Raw genomic sequence first — 19,804 nt, 5'->3', positions numbered from 1 at the left:
TTGAGAAAAGGCTGCCTTCTGATAGAAAGAGCCCAATGTGTTATAATAGATAGCAGAACAAATACGGAGAAAATGATGTCAAAAATTATCGAACTTCCAGAAATTCTAGCCAATCAGATTGCGGCCGGTGAGGTCATTGAGCGACCTAGCAGCGTGGTCAAGGAGCTGGTGGAAAATTCACTTGATGCGGGTGCTAGCCAAATTACCATCGAAATCGAGGAGGCCGGACTCAAGACTATCCAGGTGACGGATAATGGCGAGGGCATAGATCACGAAGATGTCCCTCTGGCCCTTCGCCGCCATGCTACCAGTAAAATCAAGAAACAGGCGGATCTCTTTCGGATTCGGACACTGGGTTTTCGCGGCGAGGCCATTCCTTCCATTGCTTCTGTCTCGCGTTTTACCATTGAGACTGCAACAGAAAATGGCCAGCACGGGACTTTGCTAGTTGCCCAAGGCGGTGAGATAGAAGAGCACGAGCCTACCAGCAGTCCAGTGGGAACGAAAATCAAGATAGAAGATCTTTTCTTCAATACTCCCGCCCGGCTCAAGTATATGAAGAGCCAGCAGGCTGAGCTATCCCATATCGTTGATGTGATTAATCGGCTTAGTCTGGCCCATCCAGAAGTGGCTTTCACCCTTATCAGCGACGGCCGAGAAATGACACGGACTGCCGGCAGTGGTAATCTGCGTCAGGCTATTGCAGGCATCTATGGTCTGGCAACAGCTAAGAAAATGGTGGAAATCTCTGCTTCAGACTTGGACTTTGAGGTGAGCGGCTATGTCAGTCTGCCTGAGCTGACTCGTGCAAATCGGAATTATATTACGATTCTCATCAACGGTCGCTATATTAAGAACTTTCTGCTCAATCGTGCTATTCTGGACGGCTACGGCAGCAAGCTTATGGTAGGTCGCTTTCCACTCGCGGTCATCAATATTCAGATTGACCCCTATCTGGCCGATGTCAATGTCCATCCGACCAAGCAAGAGGTGCGAATTTCTAAAGAGCGGGAACTCATGGCCTTGATTTCGCAAGCCATTGCGGCTAGTCTCAAGGAGCAGGATCTTATCCCGGATGCTTTGGAAAATCTAGCCAAATCAACTGTTAAGCGTGCGACTAAGCCCGAACAGACCAGTCTTCCGCTGAAAGAAAATCGCCTCTACTACGATAAGGAGCAGAATGACTTTTTCCTCAAGCCACAGGTGGCCGAGCAGCAGCTATCCTTTGAAGAATCAGCAGGGCCTGTTCATGAAGCGACAAATGAAAAAGCAGAGCCACAACCAACTTCAGTCAAATTTGCAGAGAGAAAGTCAGTTAGCTATGACCAACTAGACCATCCAGAGCTAGACCAGGCCAGTCTGGAGCGGGCTGTGGATAAGTTGGAACAGGAAGAGAAATCAAGCTTCCCAGAGTTAGAATATTTCGGTCAGATGCATGGTACCTATCTCTTTGCTCAGGGCAAGGGCGGTCTTTACATTATTGACCAGCATGCTGCCCAGGAGCGGGTCAAGTATGAGTATTATCGGGAGAAGATAGGGGATGTGGACAATAGCCAGCAGCAGCTCTTGGTGCCCTATATCTTTGAATTTCCAGCGGACGATATGTTGCGAATCATGCAGCGGATGGAGCTGTTAGAAGATGCAGGCATCTTTTTAGAAGAGTACGGAGCCAACCAGTTTATCCTCCGCGAGCATCCCATTTGGTTCAAGGAAGAGGAGATTGAGGCCGGAATCTATGAAATGTGTGATATGCTTCTCCTGACCAAGGAAGTTTCCATCAAGAAATATCGAGCAGAGCTAGCCATTATGATGAGCTGCAAACGCTCCATCAAGGCCAATCACAGTCTGGATGACTACTCTGCGCGTGACTTGCTCTTTCAGCTGTCCCAGTGTGACAATCCTTATAACTGCCCACACGGCCGGCCGGTCTTGGTTAACTTTACCAAGTCGGATATGGAAAAAATGTTCCGCCGCATTCAGGAAAATCATACTAGCCTGCGGGAGTTAGGGAAATACTAAACTTTATAGAAAATCAAACAGCCCTAGTTATAGAACTAGAGCTGTTTTGAATTTTTAAGCTGAACTTGTGTTCCAGTAAGTAAATCAGCTGGATGGCGTTTGTCCTTGCGAAGTAGTCCCATCAGCAGAAAGATTAAGAAGAGAATCCCTGCTGAAGTTGACAAGAAAATTGACAGGGCATCTGCTTGATAAGCACTACGGATAGCTCCCATATGTCCCAGCTGCCAAGGAAAAAACTTGATAGCAGATCGCAAAAGGCTGTGGGAAAGGCTCCTATGTTTGTAAATCAGCTGTAAACCTGCCCAACGCTTGCCAAAACTTCCTTTTCTATAGTCGAGCCAAGCAAATATGATAGTTAGGGGCAGGACGGAGCTAGAAAAAGCCAAAAACTGGCTCTGGGCTTCAGTGAATACGGGAACGCCTCCTAGAACTAGATTGTAAAAGCCCATAGCTAGTAAAAAAAGAGCAATGAGGTAGCCTGAGATGAAAAGCCAGTCTCCCATCAGCTCTTTCAGACGAGTTTTGACAGGTATGGGACTATCAGTTTTTAGTTTCATCTTGAGCCCCTTCTTTCTTAGAATCATCAAGCCCGATAACCTTGTCCAAATACTTTTTCTTAATCTTTAACGCCTTGTTAATAGCTACTGCTGATGCGATCAAGAGGAAGAAGGCCAACCAGACCAGGGCAGTGAATTTTGCTGGAAAGCTAGAACCTGCGAAAAAGAGAAAAATAGCCAGGGCTGAGACAAAAATATACAAAACCTGCCAGAAGCCATAAGATTTCACTTCCTTGTAGTAGCGATCTTTTTCGTCTTCTGAGAGGACGGGTTTTATTTCCGGCTTGTTGCTGTCTTCTAAAAGCAGATAATCTGTCGTCACCTGGAAAATCTTGCTCAGCTCTACAATTTTTTCCAGCTCTGGCAGTGCTTGGCCAGACTCCCACTTTGAAATGCTCTGGCGAGAGACATTGATTTGTTCTGCCAGCTTTTCTTGTGACCAGCCTTTTTCTTTTCTTAGTTCAAATAATTTATCAGCGAGTTTCATCATCACAGCCTCCTTTTTTTCTATCTCTATCCTAACAGCTTTTATTTATCTTGAGAATACAGCTTCCTGTACATTTTGTCAACCAGTGGTTGCACTTCTGTTTGCAGTTTCCAGACAGAAAATATGGTATACTAGATAGGCAAAATGATACAAAAAGAAGGAAGATTATGTACGAATATTTTAAAGGAATCATCAGTAAAATTACAGCCAAGTACATCGTATTGGAAGTCAACTCTATCGGCTATATTCTTCATGTGGCCAACCCCTATGCTTACTCAGGGCATCTTCACCAGGAAGCCAAGGTCTATGTGCACCATGTGGTGAGAGAAGATGCAGAGCTCCTGTACGGTTTTGCGACCGAGGAGGAGAAGCAACTCTTTCTCAGCTTGATTTCAGTCTCAGGTATTGGCCCAGTGTCTGCCCTGGCTATCATTGCTGCAGATGATAATGCTGGCTTGGTACAAGCTATTGAGCAAAAAAACATCACCTACCTAACCAAGTTTCCTAAGATTGGTAAGAAAACAGCCCAGCAGATGGTGCTAGACTTGGAAGGTAAGGTGGTAATAGCTGGTGACGATCTTTCTGCCAAGGCTGCAGTGCAAGCTAGCAATGAAAACCAAGAACTGGAAGAAGCCATGGAAGCTATGCTGGCTCTGGGCTACAAGGCTGCTGAGCTCAAGAAAATCAAGAAATTCTTTGAAGGAACGACGGATACAGCAGAAAACTATATCAAGTCAGCCCTTAAGATGTTGGTGAAATAGGAGAAAGTTATGACCAAACGCTGTGGCTGGGTAAAAATGAACAACCCCTTGTATGTGGCCTATCATGATGAGGAGTGGGGCAAACCCCTCCATGATGATCAAAAGTTATTTGAATTGCTCTGCATGGAGACCTATCAGGCTGGACTTTCTTGGGAGACCATTCTGAATAAACGTCAGGCTTTTCGGGAAGCTTTTCATTTCTATGATGCCCAGAAAATTGCTCAGATGACGGATGAAGATCTGGACGATTTGTTGGATAATCCCGACATCATCCGTAACAAGATGAAGATTTATGCGACCAGGGCTAATGCCCAAGCTTTTTTGGCTGTTCAGAAGCAGTTTGGCTCTTTTAATGACTATATCTGGTCCTTTGTAGATTTCAAAACGATTGACAATCAAATTACGAACTACAAGGAAGCGCCAGCTAAGACAGAGCTGTCAGAAAGCATGTCCAAGGCTCTGAAAAAGCAAGGTTTCAAATTTGTCGGTCCTGTTTGTGTCTATTCATTCCTAGAAGCAGCAGGCCTTATCAATGACCACGAAAGTGATTGTGACTGGAAGTAGAACGATGAAAACAAGAAAATTTCAGCTCATTTTTATTTCACTATATACCATTCTATTTATAGCTAGAGGGTTGCAGTTTATTGGACAAAAATGGATGACCTATCCGGTTTACTCTCTTTTGTTTACATTGGGGATCTTGGCTTATCGGGAGGAATTGCAGGAGCAATTTTCTTTGATTCTGCCTAAGAAGAAGGAGTTCCTTAAAACAATCTCCTTGTATATGGTTCTTATTTTTCTCCTGACAATTGCTTCGAATCTACTATCAGGATCTCTTAAACAGAGTCTAGGATTGCCCCTCCAGGGACAGAATGATGCTCGGATTCAAGCTGCGCTTTTAGAAAATCCTTATCTGTTCTTGCTTGTTGGTTGTTTTGTTGGACCAGTTGTGGAAGAACTTTTCTTTCGTCGCTTTTTCTTAGGGACTTTCTTGGCAAAATATTCAGATAGGCTCGGCCTTGCTTTGACTGTTTTTCTGTTTGCTACTCTTCATATGCATAGCTTGGTTTTGTCAGAGTGGCTGACAGCCATTTCCTATTTTGGTGGAGGATTCGTTATTTCTTTAATTTATCTGAAAAAGGACAAAAACATCTGGTATCCAATTACTCTTCATTGTTGTAACAACATTATTGCTTTTACTATTACCTTATTGACTATAAATAAATGAAAACCTAGAAGTTCAAGACCTCTAGGTTTTTTGTTGTTCTCTATATCTCCTCATTCTTCCTTCTGCATCCAAATCTTTTCCTTGATAAAGATGCGAAGCTCATAGAAAAGCACGAAGAGGGTAGAGACGAGGAAGCCAGCCATAAAGATATGGTGCAAGTAAGCAAAGACACCAATATAAACCAAGATGGAAAAAAGGTAGAGGATGACTAAATAATGCCATTTCTTGGCCTTGCTGTCTTCGATGACCTTTTTCTCCAAGTGCTCATCCTCCTTGATGAGTGTGTCCAGGCTGATATCAAATTCCCGACTGATAGCAATGAGATTTCCAATATCAGGGATACCTTTTTCGCTTTCCCAGCGGGCAATGGCGGAGCGGGAAACCTTGAGCCTTTCCGCCAAGGCCTCCTGAGTGAGTTGATTTTGTTGACGAATGTCTTTGAGAACTTGAGAAATTTTCATGATGATCTCCTTTCTTCAAATCAAAATATTCAGATGATTTCCTTTTTCATCTTCATTATAAAAATAATGAAACCATTTGCCAATAGCATTTTCCTAACAATCCAGTTATTCTCCATAACAGATAACTTTTCAAAAGTTTTCCACAACATGTTGACAAGTCTGTCAAGTAGGTTGGCAAACTATTTAACTTCTTGAAATGAAAATCAACTTTTTTGCTTGTTTTTGTGATAAAATAAAGCCAATTCCGAATAGTAAGGTAGGAGGTTCTATGAAAGCAGAAATTATTGCTGTGGGCACTGAGATTCTGACGGGTCAGATTGTCAATACCAATGCCCAATTTTTATCTGAAAAACTAGCGAGTCTGGGGATTGATGTCTATTTTCAGACAGCTGTGGGGGACAATGAAAATCGTCTCCTCTCAATCCTAGAGATTGCAAAAGGACGCAGTAATCTGATTATTCTGACAGGAGGTTTGGGGCCAACAGAGGATGATTTGACCAAGCAGACCTTGGCTAAGTTTTTAGGTCGAGAGTTGAGTTTCGACCCTGATGCTGTGGAAAAGTTGGATCGTTTTTTTGCCAGCCGACCAGATTATGCTCGAACGCCCAACAATGAGCGTCAGGCCCAGCTAGTCGAAGGATCAACTCCTTTACCAAATGCGACTGGTTTAGCTGTTGGCGGTTTAGTAGAAGATAATGGGGTGACTTATGTAGTTCTGCCTGGTCCGCCTAGCGAGCTCAAACCTATGGTCAATAACGAGTTGGTTCCCATCTTATCCACAGGTCAAAAGTTGTACTCACGAGTGTTGCGCTTCTTTGGTATCGGCGAGAGTCAGCTAGTGACTATTTTGTCAGAGATGATTGATCAGCAAAGTGACCCCACCATTGCTCCTTATGCAAAGACAGGGGAAGTTACCCTACGACTGTCCACCAAGGCCTTGAGTCAGGCAGAAGCCGACACCAAGTTTGATGCTGTGGAAAAGGAAATTTTGTCACATAAGACTTTTGAAGACCAGTCTCTGTCAGAGATTTTCTATGGTTATGGGGATGACAATTCCTTGGCTCAGGTGGCTTTTGACTTGCTCAAGAGTCAAGGAAAGACGATTTCAGCAGCAGAGAGTCTGACAGCAGGTCTCTTCCAAGCGACTTTGGCAGATTTTGCTGGAGCTTCAGCTATTTTTTCAGGTGGCTTCGTCACCTATAGCATGGAGGAAAAGAGCCGGATGCTGGACATTCCGCTGGGAGAGCTGGAGGAACATGGGGTTGTTTCAGCTTTTACGGCTGGGGAAATGGCAGAGCAGGCTAGAAAGCTGACCGAAAGCGACTTGGCTGTCAGTCTGACAGGCGTGGCTGGACCAGATTCACTGGAAGGCCATCCAGCAGGGACCGTTTTTATCGGTTTAGCTAGTGCTGCAGGAACGAAAACTATTAAGGTCAATATTGCTGGACGTAGCCGGCGAGATGTACGAAAAATCGCTGTTCTGCACGCCTTTAACCTAGTGCGAAAGACTTTATTAAATAGTTAATTTTTGGTATAATTAAAAGATAGCCAAAAGATATTTTTAGAAAAAATAGGAGAAATTAATGGCAAAGAAACAAAAGAATCTAGATGATATTACAAAAAAATTTGGAGACGAGCGCCAAAAAGCTTTGGACAACGCCCTGAAGAACATTGAAAAGGACTTCGGTAAGGGAGCGATTATGCGTCTGGGCGAGCGAGCAGAACAAAAGGTTCAAGTCATGAGTTCAGGATCTTTGGCCTTGGATATCGCCCTTGGTGCCGGTGGTTATCCTAAGGGACGTATCATTGAAATCTACGGTCCAGAGTCTTCTGGTAAGACGACTGTTGCCCTTCATGCTGTTGCTCAAGCGCAAAAAGAGGGTGGTATTGCAGCCTTTATTGATGCAGAGCACGCTTTGGATCCATCTTACGCGGCTGCTCTAGGTGTAAATATTGATGAGCTGTTGCTATCTCAACCAGATTCTGGTGAGCAAGGTTTGGAAATTGCAGGAAAATTGATTGACTCTGGTGCAGTTGATTTAGTTGTCATTGACTCCGTTGCAGCTCTTGTACCACGTGCGGAAATCGATGGCGATATTGGAGATAGCCACGTTGGTCTGCAGGCTCGGATGATGAGTCAGGCCATGCGTAAACTGTCTGCTTCTATCAATAAAACAAAAACAATTGCCATCTTTATCAACCAACTTCGCGAAAAGGTTGGGGTTATGTTTGGAAATCCTGAAACAACACCAGGTGGTCGTGCCTTGAAATTCTATGCGTCTGTCCGTTTGGATGTCCGTGGGAATACTCAAATTAAAGGAACTGGCGATGCTAAGGATACAAATGTTGGTAAGGAAACCAAGATTAAGGTCGTGAAAAACAAGGTAGCTCCGCCATTTAAAGAAGCCTTCGTGGAAATCATGTATGGAGAAGGAATTTCTAAGACTGGTGAACTGATCAAGATTGCAACAGACTTGAATATCATCAAAAAAGCAGGTGCTTGGTATTCTTATAATGACGAGAAGATTGGTCAAGGTTCTGAAAATGCCAAGAAATATTTGGCAGATCACCCAGAAGTCTTTGACGAAATCGATCGTCAAGTCCGTGTCCGTTTTGGCTTGATTGAAGATGATCAAGAAGGGGAAGCAACTGCGACTGAAACTGCAGGAAAAATCACTGAAAACATTGAAGAAGTGACTCTTGAACTAGACGATGCTATAGAGATCGAGGAATAATTTTTCCAAAATAGGTCGCAAGACCGATGGTTTTTATGATATAATAGACTACGATAGTAGTATCGGGTAGTGAAAGGAGTCCTTACATGATTACAATTTACACAGTTTCAAGTTGTACAAGCTGTAAGAAAGCAAAGACCTGGCTTAATGCCCATCAATTAACTTATAAAGAACAAAACCTCGGTAAAGAGGGAATCACAAAAGAAGAAATTTTAGATATTTTGACCAAAACTGAAAATGGCGTTGCAAGCATTGTCTCTTCTAAAAATCGCTATGCAAAAGGTCTTGGTGTTGATATTGAAGATTTAAGTGTGAGTGAAGTGATTGATATTATCATGGAAACCCCACGTATCTTGAAAAGCCCTATCTTGGTTGACGATAAACGCCTCCAAGTTGGATATAAAGAAGATGACATTCGTGCCTTTCTTCCACGTTCTGTTCGTAACGTTGAAAATGCAGAGGCGCGTTTGAGAGCAGCTCTATAAATAGCCCATTATAAAGAAAAAGGAGTCTGAACAAGCCGATTTGCTAGTAATAGTGAATGGGCGGGTTTTCAGACCTTTTTTACTTTACGAATCTAGCGTTGACAGGAGTTATGAGTGTGGTAAAATAGGCGTAGGAGGCTAAAAAATGAAAAAGATAGTGCTATTGTTAGGCCTTGTTTTACTTACACTGACGGCCTGCGGTCAGAAAAAATCACATACTGCTTCGTCCGCTTCAACTTCTGAGGATAAGTTGGATACAACCTTGCCGATTATTTCAAATGCGGAAAAGAACACAGTAGTAACAAAGACCTTGGTCTTTCCAAAAACTGAGAATGGCTCACAGCAAAAGCAGGTAGTGACTTATAAAGACGAGCAATTTTTAAGTTTAAGTATAGAGCAGGTTAGTCCAAATGCGGATGATTTAAAGCAAGCGATAAAGGAATATGGTGTAGAAGAAGCTCAAGCAGTACTCAATAGATCTTTGGAAGCAGATGAACATTATCGACAAGTAAAGGATTTGCCAGGTTTCTCTATGTCCTTACAGATTTTAAATGAGAATGAGCTCAAGCGTGTGACTAATCTGGATTTTCAAACCTTGGATGTAGATAAGGCTGCAGAAACAGAATATTTAAAAGCTTTAAAACTAAAAGAACTGCTGAAGATGAACCCAGCCCAGTATGTTGAAAATCAACTTTTGAATGGTGCAAAAGAAGAATAGTAGAAAAACGCCATTTTTGCTTATTTTATGGGCTGATATTGATTTGTAACATTTGTGAAAAGATTTGAAATATGGTATAATGATGATATTCTAACGAAAGAGGGTGTAATTGTGGGATTTACAGATGAAACAGTACGTTTTAATCTCGACGATTCAAATAAAAAAGAGATTAGCGAAACGTTGACGGATGTTTATACATCGCTGAATGAAAAAGGCTACAATCCAATCAACCAAATCGTTGGGTATGTTCTCAGTGGGGATCCTGCGTACGTACCTCGTTATAACAATGCTCGCAATCAGATTCGCAAATATGAACGAGATGAAATTGTTGAAGAATTGGTTCGTTATTATTTGAAAGGGCAGGGCATCGATCTTTAATGAGAATTATGGGATTGGATGTGGGCTCTAAAACAGTGGGAGTGGCTATTAGCGACCCGCTTGGGTTTACAGCTCAGGGTTTGGAAATTATCCAGATCAATGAAGATCAGGAAGAGTTTGGTTTTGAGCGCCTTGGTGAGCTTGTTGCTGAATACAAGGTTGATAAGTTTGTCATCGGTCTTCCTAAAAATATGAATAATACTAGCGGTCCCCGTGTAGAAGCCAGTCAGGCCTACGGAGCTAAAGTAACAGAGTTGTTTGGCTTGCCGGTTGAGTATCAAGATGAGCGCTTAACAACAGTGGCAGCTGAGCGAATGCTAATTGAGCAAGCAGATGTTAGTCGGAACAAACGCAAGAAAGTGATTGATAAATTAGCGGCCCAGCTGATTTTGCAGAATTATTTAGATAGAAATTATTAGAAAGATTGAGGGAGATGAATATGGCACATGATCATAACCATGACCACGAACATGAAGAGCGCGAATTGATTACTTTGGTGGATGAGCAAGGCAATGAAACCTTGTTTGAAATTCTCTTGACCATTGACGGTATGGAAGAATTCGGAAAAAATTATGTCCTTCTTGTACCAGCTAATGCTGAAGAAGATGAAAATGGTGAAGTTGAAATTCAAGCATACTCATTCACAGAAAATGAAGATGGAACTGAAGGTGACCTTCAGCCTATTCCAGAAGATGCTGAAGAAGAATGGAATATGATTGAAGAAGTTTTCAACAGCTTCATGGAAGAGTAAGTGTATTTCTGCCTTTGTTAACTAAAAAAAGCAAGGCAAATCTAGAGACTGCCTCAGTTCGCTCAATGAGCGAGGCTGGTATAGATGTCCTGGATATATTTATTTCGTTCTGGTTAAAAGGAACGAATACCTAAATTTGTTAAACAGATAGTTTATTGTTAACTCGGAGTCTCAAACGTAAGCTATATGATTAATTGAAAAAAGAGAGCTGGTTGATCATTCACTCGGCTCTCTTTTTACTAGGAGTAAAGATGGAGAAGATAGAAAACTGGCTGGACAGCCGAATCGGACTAAATTTTCGGACTGGACTTGGGAGAATGGAGCAGGCAATCCGTTTGCTCGGTCATCCAGAAAAAGCCTACCCAACCATTCATGTAACTGGAACAAATGGTAAGGGATCGACAGTAGCCTTTTTGCGAAACTTATTTGACCAACATCAAAAGAAAGTTGGGACTTTTACCTCGCCTCATATGGAAACTGTTCATGATCGGATTTGCTTAAATGGGCAGCCGATTTCGGAGAGTGATTTCTCTAGGTTGGGTGATCAAGTGCGTAAGATGGAGCAAAACGCACTGTTGCCCCAGGATCAACTTTCTTATTTTGAAATCCTCAGTTTAATCGCCTTTTTGTATTTTGCAGAGCAAGCGGTGGATGTGGCCTTGATTGAGGTGGGGATAGGTGGTTTGCTAGATACAACGAATGTCATCACAGGAAGTGTCTCAGTCATTACATCGATTGGCCTTGATCATCAGGAGACCTTGGGAACGACACTTGAGGAGATTGCAGAGCAAAAAGCAGGGATTTTTAAAGTGTGCAGTCCTGCTGTTATCGGTCCTTTGCCAGAAGTTGCACGACAAGTTTGTCGAGAGCGGGCAAAGGAGTTGAATATCGGCTTATATGAGTATGGCCAAGATTTTTCTCTCAAGAACAAGGAGCTTCGGGCTCGTGATTTCACCTGGCTAGATGTAGAATTGGGCTTGTCAGGGACCTACCAAGAAGAAAATGCGGCCGTAGCTGTGGAAGCTTTTCTTTTATTTATGGAGCGCCAGTCATGGAATCTAGATCTGAGTTCGGTAAAAAAAGCTTTAGTCCAAACTAGCTGGGCAGGCCGTTTGGAAAAAGTCTGCGATGGCATTTATTTAGATGGAGCCCATAATCTTCCTGCAGTTGAGCGCTTGGTCGAGTTTATTAAGCAAGAAAAGGACAAAGAAGTTTTGATCTTGTTTGGGGCTTTAAAGCGAAAAGATTATTCGGAAATGCTCCATTATTTGCAAGAGGAACTACCTCAGGCAAGTTTATTTCTGACTAGTTTTTCATATGGTGAAACAATAGGCGAGCAAGAAGCAGGGCAACTTCCTTTTATCAGGGATTATAGAAATTTTCTAAAAGACTACCAGCAGGATGATAATCCTCATCGTTTATTGTTTGTAACTGGGTCTCTCTATTTCATTGCGGAGGTACGTCAATTTTTAAAAGGAGAGATAGATTGACGGCTGGAAAAGGTCTTTGTTATAATGAAAATGGAACTAGCAAAAAGTAGGCAAAACATACTTCTGTGCCAGCTCTAAAACCCCCTATGATTAAAGGAGGAAGGATTATGACTTTTTCAAAAAAAGCGACGATTTTATCCCTAACAGCTATGGTAGCTCTTGCTTTGGTAGCTTGTAGCAATGGCAATAGTCAAACTCAGCCATCTCAATCCAGTCAAGCTTCAAACTCTTCGGTATCTTCAAGTTCGACGTCAACTTCTGCTTCAAGTTCAAGTAGTGCAACGACTTCGACCTCTTCTTCGTCAGCAACAACCGCTACAAGTACAGAATTGGACGGAACCTATACAGCTACGCATGAAGGCGATCAATTGACCTTGACGATTTCATCTGGTAAAGGAACCTTAACTACCTTGGAGAGAGATGGTGAGAAAGAAATCGAACAAGTCGAAATTGATAGCACAAATCAGCGAATGATTATTGGAGACGATGTTCATCGCTACTATATCAATGGCAATCAACTGACTGTGGAAGATATTGATCAAGAGCAGGATCAAGATGACACAATTGTCTTTACTAAACAATAAGACTTCACAAGACTGGGGACTCCAGTCTTTTTTTAATTTCTATCAGAAGGTCAATCTGTTTTTGCTTGATTTATTGAGAAGGCCCCGCTATACTTAAATATAAGAAAATTGAGGAGTAGGTGTGTGAGAAAGTTTCGCTTATTGATGTCAAAATATGGTTTCAGCATCATTGTCATGCTACTGGAACTCTTCTTTATATTTTGGCTTTTCTTTTATTTAGGTGAAATTAATAAGGATTTATGGATTCTTGTAGTCACCTTATTAACAGTTGGTACGATTTTTTCGATTGTCAATCGTTCTATGACACCTGAAAGCAAAGTAACCTGGCTTTTGGTTACTTTTATCCCAGTTGTAGGGCCTCTGATTTATCTCATGTTTGGAGAACGCAGGCTGTCTCGGAAAGAAATGAAGCAGTTGCGCAGCATGGATTCCATGAAGTTTCGTGAGGACAATAGCTATGAGCTGAGATTGGACCTGAAAAAGAAAAATAAATCAGCTTTTGGGATAGTTAAGTCCTTGCTTAGTATGGACCATAATGCGGATGTTTATGATGGGACTGCGTCTCAGTATTTTGCCTTGGGAGAAGAGATGTATGTTGCTATTTTAGAAGACCTGAAATCAGCAGAAAAATTCATCTTTCTGGAATACTATATTATCGAAGAAGGTAAGATGTGGAATAGTATTCTGGAGATTTTGAAGGAAAAGGCTGCTCAAGGAGTAGAAATCAAGCTCCTCTATGATGACATTGGCTGTATGGCGACTTTACCAGGAGATTATACGGAAACTTTGCGTTCCTTTGGGATTAATGCACATAAGTTCAATAAGGTGATTCCGCGTATGACGGTGGCCTACAACAACCGAGATCATCGTAAAATTCTTGTGATTGATGGTCAGATTGGCTACACGGGTGGTATCAATATGGCTGACGAATACATTAATCATATTGTCCGCTTCGGCCATTGGAAAGATGGCGGGATTCGCTTAGATGGTCGGGCCGTTAAGGCGCTGACCAGGCTTTTTCTAATGAATTGGTACATCAACCGAGGTGAAATTACGGATTTTGATAAGTATCATTTAGAAAACAAAGCGGTAGAAGGCGAGGGGCTCTATATTCCATATGGGAGCGGTCCTAAGCCTATGTACCGAACACAGGTCGGGAAAAATGTTTACCAGAATATTATCAGTCAGGCAACGGACTATGTCTATATCACCAGTCCTTATTTGATCATCGACTATGATTTAACCGAAAATATAAAAAACGCTGCCATGAGGGGAGTGGATGTTCGGATTGTCACGCCTTATATTACAGATAAAAAGCTTATTCAACCGATTACCCGAGGATCTTATCGTGAGCTTTTAGAGGCCGGTGTTCGTATTTACGAATACACACCAGGCTTTGTCCACAGTAAAAATGTGATTGCAGACGATGAACTAGCAGTAGTAGGCACCATAAACTTTGATTATCGTAGCTTGGTCCATCACTATGAGAATGCTGTGCTTTTATATAAAGTACCTGCTTTAGCAGACATAAAAGCCGATTTTGAAAGTATCTTTGAGGTGTCAACAGAGGTTCATGACGGTGTCTTTAAATCTACTTGGTACCAAAATCTTCTGAAAGAGATCGTTCAGCTTTTTGCGCCAATGCTTTGATCATGATAAACCTAATGAGAAGGATTTGTTTTACTCTATTGAGGGTACAAATTTCCTTCTCATTTTTTTACGAATAAAAAAGTAAAAGGAATTTTTCATGAAATTAGAGTTTGTTCAAAGAAAGACAAAAAGGCCGTTTTCAAAAATCTACCTAAGATTTCGGGAATTAGAAACCTTGGCAAAGTCTAAAGCGACCAAAGACAAGCAGGTCTTAAAGCTAGAAGCAGATTCTGCCAAGTAGGCTAATCTTTTGAGAGGTGTGTAAAAGGAAAACTGACAGACAGAAGACTTTTTGATATACTAGTAAAGACTATATTGAGGAGAGTTATTATGTTTGATGAATTCGACAATCAAGAGGCAGAAGTGCAACTTGAAGCGAAAATAGAAGAAAAAAAAGAACAAGAAATTCAGCCAGAAGATGAGAAAGCAGGACTACAACTTCAAGAAGAAAGCTTGAAGCCTGCGAGCATTCCTTTTGGGCATTTGCTACTCTGGAGTTTCATAGCTAGCTTCTTCAGCGTGGCTAATCCCTTATTTACCTCATTGGCGACAAATCTACAGACGCAAAATCTGTATGCAGGCTGGGCAATGACCCAGGGTCAAGTAGCTTACGGTCAATTTTATGGCACGAGTGGCATGCTGTATTATGTGATAGCGTGGTTGGGAAACCTCTTTATGGGAAGTCTTCTTTTTGCTGTACTGCAATTTTTAGCGCTTTTTATAGCTGGGATTTTCCTTTTTCAGTTTATCTATCAAATGACTGGAAAAAAGGTTCTAGCGCAGCAACTGCTTCCGCTTTTTTATCTCTTGGTCATAACTCTTGGTTTTGGTGGCCTGTATGCAAGTATTTTTGTTCTTCCTTTTATCATGTGGAGTCTAAATTTCTTAGCTCGCTATGTCAATGATCGAGTGGGGGATAATGGTTTCATCTTGCTGGGAGCTATTGGAGCCTTGGCTTTCATGGTGGATCCATTCACTAGTATTGTCTTCTATGGTTTGGTTTTCCTTGTTTGGACCATTTTTCATATTGCCCGTAAACGCTTGGCCCGAGGATTTTATCAATTTTTAGCTAGTTTACTTGGTTTTTCACTGGTCTTTTATCCGCTGGGATATTACACTGTTTGGAAGGGAACTTTTGGTGTAGCAATTAGCCAAGTGACGTACAGCTTTGAAAGTTTAGGATTACAAGTATCCGATCTTCCTACTTTACTCATAATGGGCGGCCTGTTTGTTTGTCTTGGTTTCTTAACAGCCTTGGTTATGGGAATGGTATCTTTGGTAGAGAAAAATGCAAAACCTTTCCGATATTTGGGGGGGTTAGGAATTTTAACTCTGCTCCTAGTCAATATCTTTCTGCCAAGTCAGGGGAATTTCCAGTTGTTGCCTATGATTCCTTTTGTGATGATTCTCTTGGCGATTTGGTTTAACAAGAATTTTTCAGAGGGACGTCATACGAGAAAAAGACGGACTCCTTCTATTTGGAAAAATTATTTTGTTGGAAATTTATTTTTACCTGTGTTAGCGATGGCCTTTTTAGTCGCATCACCAGTTGTTCAACGCTATCTATTAGCTGGTGAAGAAGCAGAACGTGCTGTGGTTAGCAAGTATATCCGTGAGGAGTCAGCTAAGGACGATAAAATCTATGCTTGGGACAGCACAGCCAGTCTCTACCAATCAACCGGCCGTTTGTCTGCAGCAACCATCTTAAGTCCTAAATTATACTTAGATACCGAAGAGAATAAGATTTTATTGGGAAATCAGTTAGATGCGAATCTACCACGCTATATTGTGGTCAACAAAAAAGTCCCTCTACTAGAGAAAGTAAAAAAAATAATATCTTCAAATTATAAGAAAATTGGCCTAGATACTAGCCAGTTCAAGCTTTACGAGCTCAAATAACATTATCAATATCTTGTGTTTTAATTAAAAAAATTAAAAATATTACACAAGATATTGATTTTTTATTTTATAGTGTTATAATGAGTCATGTACGAACGGAGGATAGGAAATGATTACTTTAAGAGAAGAAACAGTGACCTGTATTCCTAATATTTATGTAGTTAAACGCGATGGCCGGCGCGTGAATTTTGACGTTGACAAGATTTATAAAGCCTTGGTCAAAGCGGCCTGTGAAGTGACGCCCATGTCTCCTTTGCTTGAAGCCAAGCTTGAGGGAATTACGGAGAAGATTGTTGCTGAAATCACTCATCGTTTTTCTCAGGATGTGAAGATTTATGAAATCCAAAACATCGTTGAGCATGAGCTTTTGAATGCCAATGAATATGCTATTGCCAAGGCCTATATCTCGTATCGAACCCAGCGTGACTTTGACCGTTCTCAGGCAACCGATATTAATTTTACTATTGACAAATTGCTCAATAAGGACCAAACAGTGGTCAACGAAAATGCCAATAAAGACAGTGATGTTTTTAACACTCAACGGGATTTGACTGCGGGAATTGTCGGCAAGTCCATCGGTCTTAAGATGCTACCTCCTCACGTAGCCAATGCCCATCAAAAGGGCGATATTCACTACCATGATTTGGATTATAGCCCTTATACACCAATGACCAACTGCTGCTTGATTGATTTTAAGGGTATGCTGAAAAATGGCTTCAAGATTGGAAATGCCGAAGTAGAGAGTCCTAAGTCTATTCAGACTGCGACAGCTCAAATCTCGCAGATTATTGCCAATGTAGCTTCTAGTCAGTATGGAGGCTGTTCAGCTGACCGAATCGATGAAGTCTTGGCTCCTTATGCAGAACTCAATTACGAGAAGCATTTAAGAGATGCCAAGGACTGGGTGCTAGCTGATAAAAGAGCTGATTACGCTTGGGAAAAAACAAAAAAAGATATCTATGATGCTATGCAGTCCTTAGAGTATGAGATTAACACGCTTTTTACCTCTAATGGACAAACCCCCTTCACTTCTTTAGGATTTGGTTTGGGAACCAATCGCTTTGAACGCGAGATTCAAAAATCAATTCTTAACATCCGTATCAAGGGCTTGGGAAGTGAACATCGGACAGCTATCTTTCCTAAGCTGATTTTCACTCTTAAGCGTGGCCTTAATTTAGAGCCAGGAAGTCCTAACTACGATATCAAACAGCTGGCGCTGGAATGTGCGACGAAACGGATGTATCCGGATGTCCTATCTTATGATAAAATCATTGAATTGACTGGCTCTTTCAAGGTACCGATGGGTTGCCGTTCCTTCCTCCAAGGTTGGAAGGATGAGAATGGCCAAGAAGTCAATTCTGGCCGTATGAATCTGGGAGTTGTGACTGTCAACCTACCTCGGATTGCACTGGAAGCTGAAGGAGATAAGGATAAATTCTGGTCCTTATTCGCTGAGCGAATGGCTATTGCTAAGGATGCTTTGGTCTATCGGGTAGAGCGGACTAAGGAAGCAACGCCAGCAAATGCTCCAATCTTGTATCAATACGGTGCTTTTGGCAAACGCCTGGGCAAATATGATCAAGTTGACCAGCTCTTTACTCACCGCAGAGCAACAGTTTCACTTGGTTATATCGGTCTTTACGAAGTTGCAACTGCTTTTTATGGTGGAGAATGGGAAGGCAATCCAGAAGCAAAAGAATTTACAGTGGATATTGTCAAAGAGATGAAGCGTTTGGTTGGTGAATGGTCAGATGAATATGACTATCATTTCTCTGTTTATTCGACTCCATCCGAAAGTCTGACCGACCGTTTCTGCCGTTTGGATACTGAGAAGTTTGGGCTTGTTCCAGATATTACAGACAAGGAATACTATACCAACTCTTTCCACTACGATGTGCGTAAAAATCCAACACCTTTTGAAAAATTGGACTTTGAGAAAATTTATCCAGAAGTGGGGGCCTCAGGTGGCTTTATCCATTACTGTGAATACCCTGTTCTGCAACAAAATCCAAAAGCCTTGGAAGCTGTCTGGGACTATGCTTATGACCGGGTTGGTTACTTAGGAACAAATACGCCAATTGACCGCTGTTACAAATGCGACTTTGAGGGAGACTTCACACCGACTGAGCGTGGTTTCACCTGTCCAAACTGTGGCAACAGCGATCCCAAGACAGTTGACGTGGTCAAGCGGACCTGTGGTTATCTAGGAAATCCGCAAGCTCGTCCGATGGTTAACGGTCGTCACAAGGAGATTTCTGCTCGGGTCAAGCATATGAATGGCTCGACTATTAAATTTTCAGGAAACGAAAACTGATTGAAACTAAATAAGAAGCGGGAGTGATACAGAACATCAGTGTGATGTATCGCTCTTTTTCATTAATCATTAGGAGAAAAAATGGGAAAATATCAACTAGACGATAAAGGTAAGGCTCAAGTAAGACGTTTTCATGAAAAACATTCTACAGGAGCTAGCAACAAAAAGGCGCGAGTGACTAGCCTGCGGGAGCAATTTCTGGCAAAGGCTAGCAAGAAGAAGTAAAGTATGGTAGAAAAATGGAAGTAGAATTAAGGGAACCAAGAATAGAGGACAAGATCGCTATTTTGGAAATGTTAGAAGATTTTGAAGCGACTGGTGGACGGCGTGACGGCTTCTTTGGCGGAGCTGATTTTGTCTATGAGGACTGGCTGGAAACTATTCAGCTGGCTGAAGTCGGACTGGGTTTACCAGAAGGTTTTGTGCCTTACATTCAGCTTATGACTTTTACTGCGGATGGTCAGGCTGTGGGCTTTCTGAATTTGCGTTTGCTACTCAATGACCATCTGCTCCAAGAAGGTGGGCACATTGGTTACAGTATTCGTCCGTCTGCGCGTGGCAAAGGACTGGCAAAAGAGCAACTGAGACAAGGCTTGCAAGTAGCCAAAAGTAAAAATATAAAACGGGCTCTAGTGACCTGCGATAGGGATAATGCTGCCAGCAGAGGTGTGATTCTTGCTAACGGTGGAGTATTAGAGGATATTCGAGGTGGGAAAGAGCGTTATTGGATTGATATTGATTGAGGAAAGCCTATGAAGTTACGACGACCAACTTTGGAAGATAAAGATGCGATTTTAGAGATGATTGCTGAATTTGATGCTGCGAATTCTTATATGCATGGTGGCATGGGCTCCGCTTGGAAGCGAGCAAAGGATTATGAGGATTGGTTAAAGATTGTAGAACAGCAGGAGGATGCGGCCAATTTGCCAGCAGGCTGGGTTCCCGCAATCAAATTTTTATCCTTTGATGAGACCGGCTTGCCTCTGGGTTTTTTAGCTCTGCGCTTGTCCTTAAATGACAAATTATTTGTGGAGGGTGGACATATTGGCTATTCTATCCGCCCCAGTCAACGCAGAAAGGGCTTGGCCAAGTTGCAACTAGAGTTAGGGCTGGCAGAGGCTAGAAAGCAAGGATTAGAACGAGTGCTGATTACCTGCGATGAAGACAACGAAGCCAGCCGACGCACGATTCTCTCTGCTGGCGGTGTTTACGAAAATACAATCGACAGAAGTCAGCGTTATTGGATTGATATAGATTGAGGAAAGCCTATGAAGTTACGACGACCAA

At 42.0% G+C, this 19,804-nt stretch carries 23 protein-coding genes; 20 read left to right on the top strand and 3 right to left on the bottom strand.

Annotation, left to right across the window (positions count from 1 at the left end):
• The first annotated feature begins 75 nt into the window (after window positions 1-75).
• Window positions 76-2,019, top strand: coding sequence for a DNA mismatch repair endonuclease MutL (gene mutL, locus HMPREF2780_RS08210; protein WP_105026478.1), 1,944 nt, complete (start codon window positions 76-78; stop codon window positions 2,017-2,019).
• Between the two features lie 35 nt (window positions 2,020-2,054).
• Here the strand turns inward: mutL and HMPREF2780_RS08205 are convergent, their stop codons facing one another.
• Window positions 2,055-2,576 carry an RDD family protein gene (locus HMPREF2780_RS08205; protein ID WP_199774058.1) on the bottom strand — a complete coding sequence of 174 codons (522 nt, stop codon included), beginning with the start codon at window positions 2,574-2,576 and terminating at the stop codon, window positions 2,055-2,057.
• A complete protein-coding gene (locus HMPREF2780_RS08200; RefSeq protein WP_105026483.1) occupies window positions 2,560-3,063 on the bottom strand; it encodes a helix-turn-helix domain-containing protein in 504 nt (167 codons plus the stop codon). Before HMPREF2780_RS08200 ends, HMPREF2780_RS08205 begins: the two co-directional genes overlap by 17 nt.
• Before the next feature lie 167 nt (window positions 3,064-3,230).
• Between HMPREF2780_RS08200 and ruvA the strand changes: the two genes are divergently transcribed.
• From ruvA to HMPREF2780_RS08185, 3 genes are read left to right on the top strand one after another with little or no spacing between them, the layout of a single operon-like run.
• Window positions 3,231-3,824: a Holliday junction branch migration protein RuvA gene (gene ruvA / locus HMPREF2780_RS08195; protein ID WP_105026476.1), complete on the top strand. Its 594-nt coding sequence runs from the start codon at window positions 3,231-3,233 to the stop codon at window positions 3,822-3,824.
• A gap of 9 nt (window positions 3,825-3,833) precedes the next feature.
• Window positions 3,834-4,388 (top strand): DNA-3-methyladenine glycosylase I, encoded by a 555-nt coding sequence (locus HMPREF2780_RS08190; protein WP_008809975.1) that lies wholly within the window; start codon window positions 3,834-3,836, stop codon window positions 4,386-4,388.
• A gap of 4 nt (window positions 4,389-4,392) precedes the next feature.
• A complete protein-coding gene (locus tag HMPREF2780_RS08185; protein ID WP_105026475.1) occupies window positions 4,393-5,052 on the top strand; it encodes a CPBP family intramembrane glutamic endopeptidase in 660 nt (219 codons plus the stop codon).
• Window positions 5,053-5,102: 50 nt separating this feature from the next.
• Here HMPREF2780_RS08185 and HMPREF2780_RS08180 read toward each other — a convergent pair whose 3' ends face one another.
• The gene (locus tag HMPREF2780_RS08180; protein WP_105026474.1) at window positions 5,103-5,513 is read right to left on the bottom strand and encodes a helix-turn-helix domain-containing protein; all 411 of its coding nucleotides are present in this window, start codon (window positions 5,511-5,513) and stop codon (window positions 5,103-5,105) included.
• Between the two features lie 268 nt (window positions 5,514-5,781).
• Here HMPREF2780_RS08180 and HMPREF2780_RS08175 point away from each other — a divergent pair, with 268 nt between their 5' ends.
• The 16 genes from HMPREF2780_RS08175 (at window position 5,782) to HMPREF2780_RS08110 (ending at window position 19,776) form a co-directional block, all read left to right on the top strand.
• Window positions 5,782-7,038 (top strand): competence/damage-inducible protein A, encoded by a 1,257-nt coding sequence (locus HMPREF2780_RS08175; RefSeq protein ID WP_199774057.1) that lies wholly within the window; start codon window positions 5,782-5,784, stop codon window positions 7,036-7,038.
• 58 nt (window positions 7,039-7,096) lie between these two features.
• Complete coding sequence (gene recA / locus HMPREF2780_RS08170) at window positions 7,097-8,248, top strand: recombinase RecA (protein ID WP_008809971.1); 1,152 nt, start codon at window positions 7,097-7,099, stop codon at window positions 8,246-8,248.
• 86 nt (window positions 8,249-8,334) lie between these two features.
• A complete protein-coding gene (gene spx, locus HMPREF2780_RS08165) occupies window positions 8,335-8,733 on the top strand; it encodes a transcriptional regulator Spx (RefSeq protein WP_008809970.1) in 399 nt (132 codons plus the stop codon).
• 145 nt (window positions 8,734-8,878) lie between these two features.
• Window positions 8,879-9,451: an SP0191 family lipoprotein gene (locus tag HMPREF2780_RS08160; RefSeq protein WP_061585388.1), complete on the top strand. Its 573-nt coding sequence runs from the start codon at window positions 8,879-8,881 to the stop codon at window positions 9,449-9,451.
• Window positions 9,452-9,562: 111 nt separating this feature from the next.
• A complete protein-coding gene (locus tag HMPREF2780_RS08155) occupies window positions 9,563-9,829 on the top strand; it encodes an IreB family regulatory phosphoprotein (protein ID WP_008809968.1) in 267 nt (88 codons plus the stop codon).
• Window positions 9,829-10,248 (top strand): Holliday junction resolvase RuvX, encoded by a 420-nt coding sequence (ruvX, locus tag HMPREF2780_RS08150; RefSeq protein ID WP_012131012.1) that lies wholly within the window; start codon window positions 9,829-9,831, stop codon window positions 10,246-10,248. Before HMPREF2780_RS08155 ends, ruvX begins: the two co-directional genes overlap by 1 nt.
• Before the next feature lie 20 nt (window positions 10,249-10,268).
• Window positions 10,269-10,580 carry a DUF1292 domain-containing protein gene (locus tag HMPREF2780_RS08145; protein ID WP_008809966.1) on the top strand — a complete coding sequence of 104 codons (312 nt, stop codon included), beginning with the start codon at window positions 10,269-10,271 and terminating at the stop codon, window positions 10,578-10,580.
• Between the two features lie 251 nt (window positions 10,581-10,831).
• The gene (locus HMPREF2780_RS08140; protein WP_105026472.1) at window positions 10,832-12,070 is read left to right on the top strand and encodes a bifunctional folylpolyglutamate synthase/dihydrofolate synthase; all 1,239 of its coding nucleotides are present in this window, start codon (window positions 10,832-10,834) and stop codon (window positions 12,068-12,070) included.
• 107 nt (window positions 12,071-12,177) lie between these two features.
• Window positions 12,178-12,654, top strand: coding sequence for an SP_0198 family lipoprotein (locus tag HMPREF2780_RS08135; protein ID WP_105026471.1), 477 nt, complete (start codon window positions 12,178-12,180; stop codon window positions 12,652-12,654).
• Between the two features lie 144 nt (window positions 12,655-12,798).
• The gene (cls, locus tag HMPREF2780_RS08130; protein WP_045773057.1) at window positions 12,799-14,304 is read left to right on the top strand and encodes a cardiolipin synthase; all 1,506 of its coding nucleotides are present in this window, start codon (window positions 12,799-12,801) and stop codon (window positions 14,302-14,304) included.
• Window positions 14,305-14,401: 97 nt separating this feature from the next.
• Entirely contained in the window at window positions 14,402-14,545 is a 144-nt protein-coding gene (locus tag HMPREF2780_RS11595; protein ID WP_155719004.1) for a hypothetical protein, read from the top strand.
• Between the two features lie 89 nt (window positions 14,546-14,634).
• Window positions 14,635-16,203 carry a heme transporter CcmD gene (locus HMPREF2780_RS08125; protein WP_105026470.1) on the top strand — a complete coding sequence of 523 codons (1,569 nt, stop codon included), beginning with the start codon at window positions 14,635-14,637 and terminating at the stop codon, window positions 16,201-16,203.
• A 109-nt stretch (window positions 16,204-16,312) separates the two neighbouring features.
• Window positions 16,313-18,517, top strand: coding sequence for an anaerobic ribonucleoside-triphosphate reductase (gene nrdD / locus HMPREF2780_RS08120; RefSeq protein ID WP_105026469.1), 2,205 nt, complete (start codon window positions 16,313-16,315; stop codon window positions 18,515-18,517).
• 81 nt (window positions 18,518-18,598) lie between these two features.
• Window positions 18,599-18,742 carry a hypothetical protein gene (locus HMPREF2780_RS11635; protein ID WP_008809960.1) on the top strand — a complete coding sequence of 48 codons (144 nt, stop codon included), beginning with the start codon at window positions 18,599-18,601 and terminating at the stop codon, window positions 18,740-18,742.
• A 14-nt stretch (window positions 18,743-18,756) separates the two neighbouring features.
• The gene (locus tag HMPREF2780_RS08115) at window positions 18,757-19,260 is read left to right on the top strand and encodes a GNAT family N-acetyltransferase (RefSeq protein WP_105026468.1); all 504 of its coding nucleotides are present in this window, start codon (window positions 18,757-18,759) and stop codon (window positions 19,258-19,260) included.
• Window positions 19,261-19,269: 9 nt separating this feature from the next.
• Window positions 19,270-19,776 (top strand): GNAT family N-acetyltransferase, encoded by a 507-nt coding sequence (locus HMPREF2780_RS08110; RefSeq protein WP_045504628.1) that lies wholly within the window; start codon window positions 19,270-19,272, stop codon window positions 19,774-19,776.
• The last annotated feature ends 28 nt before the right edge of the window (window positions 19,777-19,804 follow it).

The organism is Streptococcus sp. HMSC062B01 (assembly GCF_001811085.1).
Taxonomy (GTDB): Bacteria; Bacillota; Bacilli; order Lactobacillales; family Streptococcaceae; genus Streptococcus; species Streptococcus gordonii.
This window is presented reverse-complemented; position numbering and strand designations above follow the sequence as displayed.

Bases quoted from the DNA above. Each gene is read 5' to 3' on its own strand.
- mutL (WP_105026478.1), top strand. From the start codon at position 76: ATGTCAAAAATTATCGAACTTCCAGAAATTCTAGCCAATCAGATTGCG.
- HMPREF2780_RS08205 (WP_199774058.1), bottom strand. From the start codon at position 2,576: ATGAAACTAAAAACTGATAGTCCCATACCTGTCAAAACTCGTCTGAAA.
- HMPREF2780_RS08200 (WP_105026483.1), bottom strand. From the start codon at position 3,063: ATGAAACTCGCTGATAAATTATTTGAACTAAGAAAAGAAAAAGGCTGG.
- ruvA (WP_105026476.1), top strand. From the start codon at position 3,231: ATGTACGAATATTTTAAAGGAATCATCAGTAAAATTACAGCCAAGTAC.
- HMPREF2780_RS08190 (WP_008809975.1), top strand. From the start codon at position 3,834: ATGACCAAACGCTGTGGCTGGGTAAAAATGAACAACCCCTTGTATGTG.
- HMPREF2780_RS08185 (WP_105026475.1), top strand. From the start codon at position 4,393: ATGAAAACAAGAAAATTTCAGCTCATTTTTATTTCACTATATACCATT.
- HMPREF2780_RS08180 (WP_105026474.1), bottom strand. From the start codon at position 5,513: ATGAAAATTTCTCAAGTTCTCAAAGACATTCGTCAACAAAATCAACTC.
- HMPREF2780_RS08175 (WP_199774057.1), top strand. From the start codon at position 5,782: ATGAAAGCAGAAATTATTGCTGTGGGCACTGAGATTCTGACGGGTCAG.
- recA (WP_008809971.1), top strand. From the start codon at position 7,097: ATGGCAAAGAAACAAAAGAATCTAGATGATATTACAAAAAAATTTGGA.
- spx (WP_008809970.1), top strand. From the start codon at position 8,335: ATGATTACAATTTACACAGTTTCAAGTTGTACAAGCTGTAAGAAAGCA.
- HMPREF2780_RS08160 (WP_061585388.1), top strand. From the start codon at position 8,879: ATGAAAAAGATAGTGCTATTGTTAGGCCTTGTTTTACTTACACTGACG.
- ruvX (WP_012131012.1), top strand. From the start codon at position 9,829: ATGAGAATTATGGGATTGGATGTGGGCTCTAAAACAGTGGGAGTGGCT.
- HMPREF2780_RS08145 (WP_008809966.1), top strand. From the start codon at position 10,269: ATGGCACATGATCATAACCATGACCACGAACATGAAGAGCGCGAATTG.
- HMPREF2780_RS08140 (WP_105026472.1), top strand. From the start codon at position 10,832: ATGGAGAAGATAGAAAACTGGCTGGACAGCCGAATCGGACTAAATTTT.
- HMPREF2780_RS08135 (WP_105026471.1), top strand. From the start codon at position 12,178: ATGACTTTTTCAAAAAAAGCGACGATTTTATCCCTAACAGCTATGGTA.
- cls (WP_045773057.1), top strand. From the start codon at position 12,799: ATGTCAAAATATGGTTTCAGCATCATTGTCATGCTACTGGAACTCTTC.
- HMPREF2780_RS11595 (WP_155719004.1), top strand. From the start codon at position 14,402: ATGAAATTAGAGTTTGTTCAAAGAAAGACAAAAAGGCCGTTTTCAAAA.
- HMPREF2780_RS08125 (WP_105026470.1), top strand. From the start codon at position 14,635: ATGTTTGATGAATTCGACAATCAAGAGGCAGAAGTGCAACTTGAAGCG.
- nrdD (WP_105026469.1), top strand. From the start codon at position 16,313: ATGATTACTTTAAGAGAAGAAACAGTGACCTGTATTCCTAATATTTAT.
- HMPREF2780_RS11635 (WP_008809960.1), top strand. From the start codon at position 18,599: ATGGGAAAATATCAACTAGACGATAAAGGTAAGGCTCAAGTAAGACGT.
- HMPREF2780_RS08115 (WP_105026468.1), top strand. From the start codon at position 18,757: ATGGAAGTAGAATTAAGGGAACCAAGAATAGAGGACAAGATCGCTATT.
- HMPREF2780_RS08110 (WP_045504628.1), top strand. From the start codon at position 19,270: ATGAAGTTACGACGACCAACTTTGGAAGATAAAGATGCGATTTTAGAG.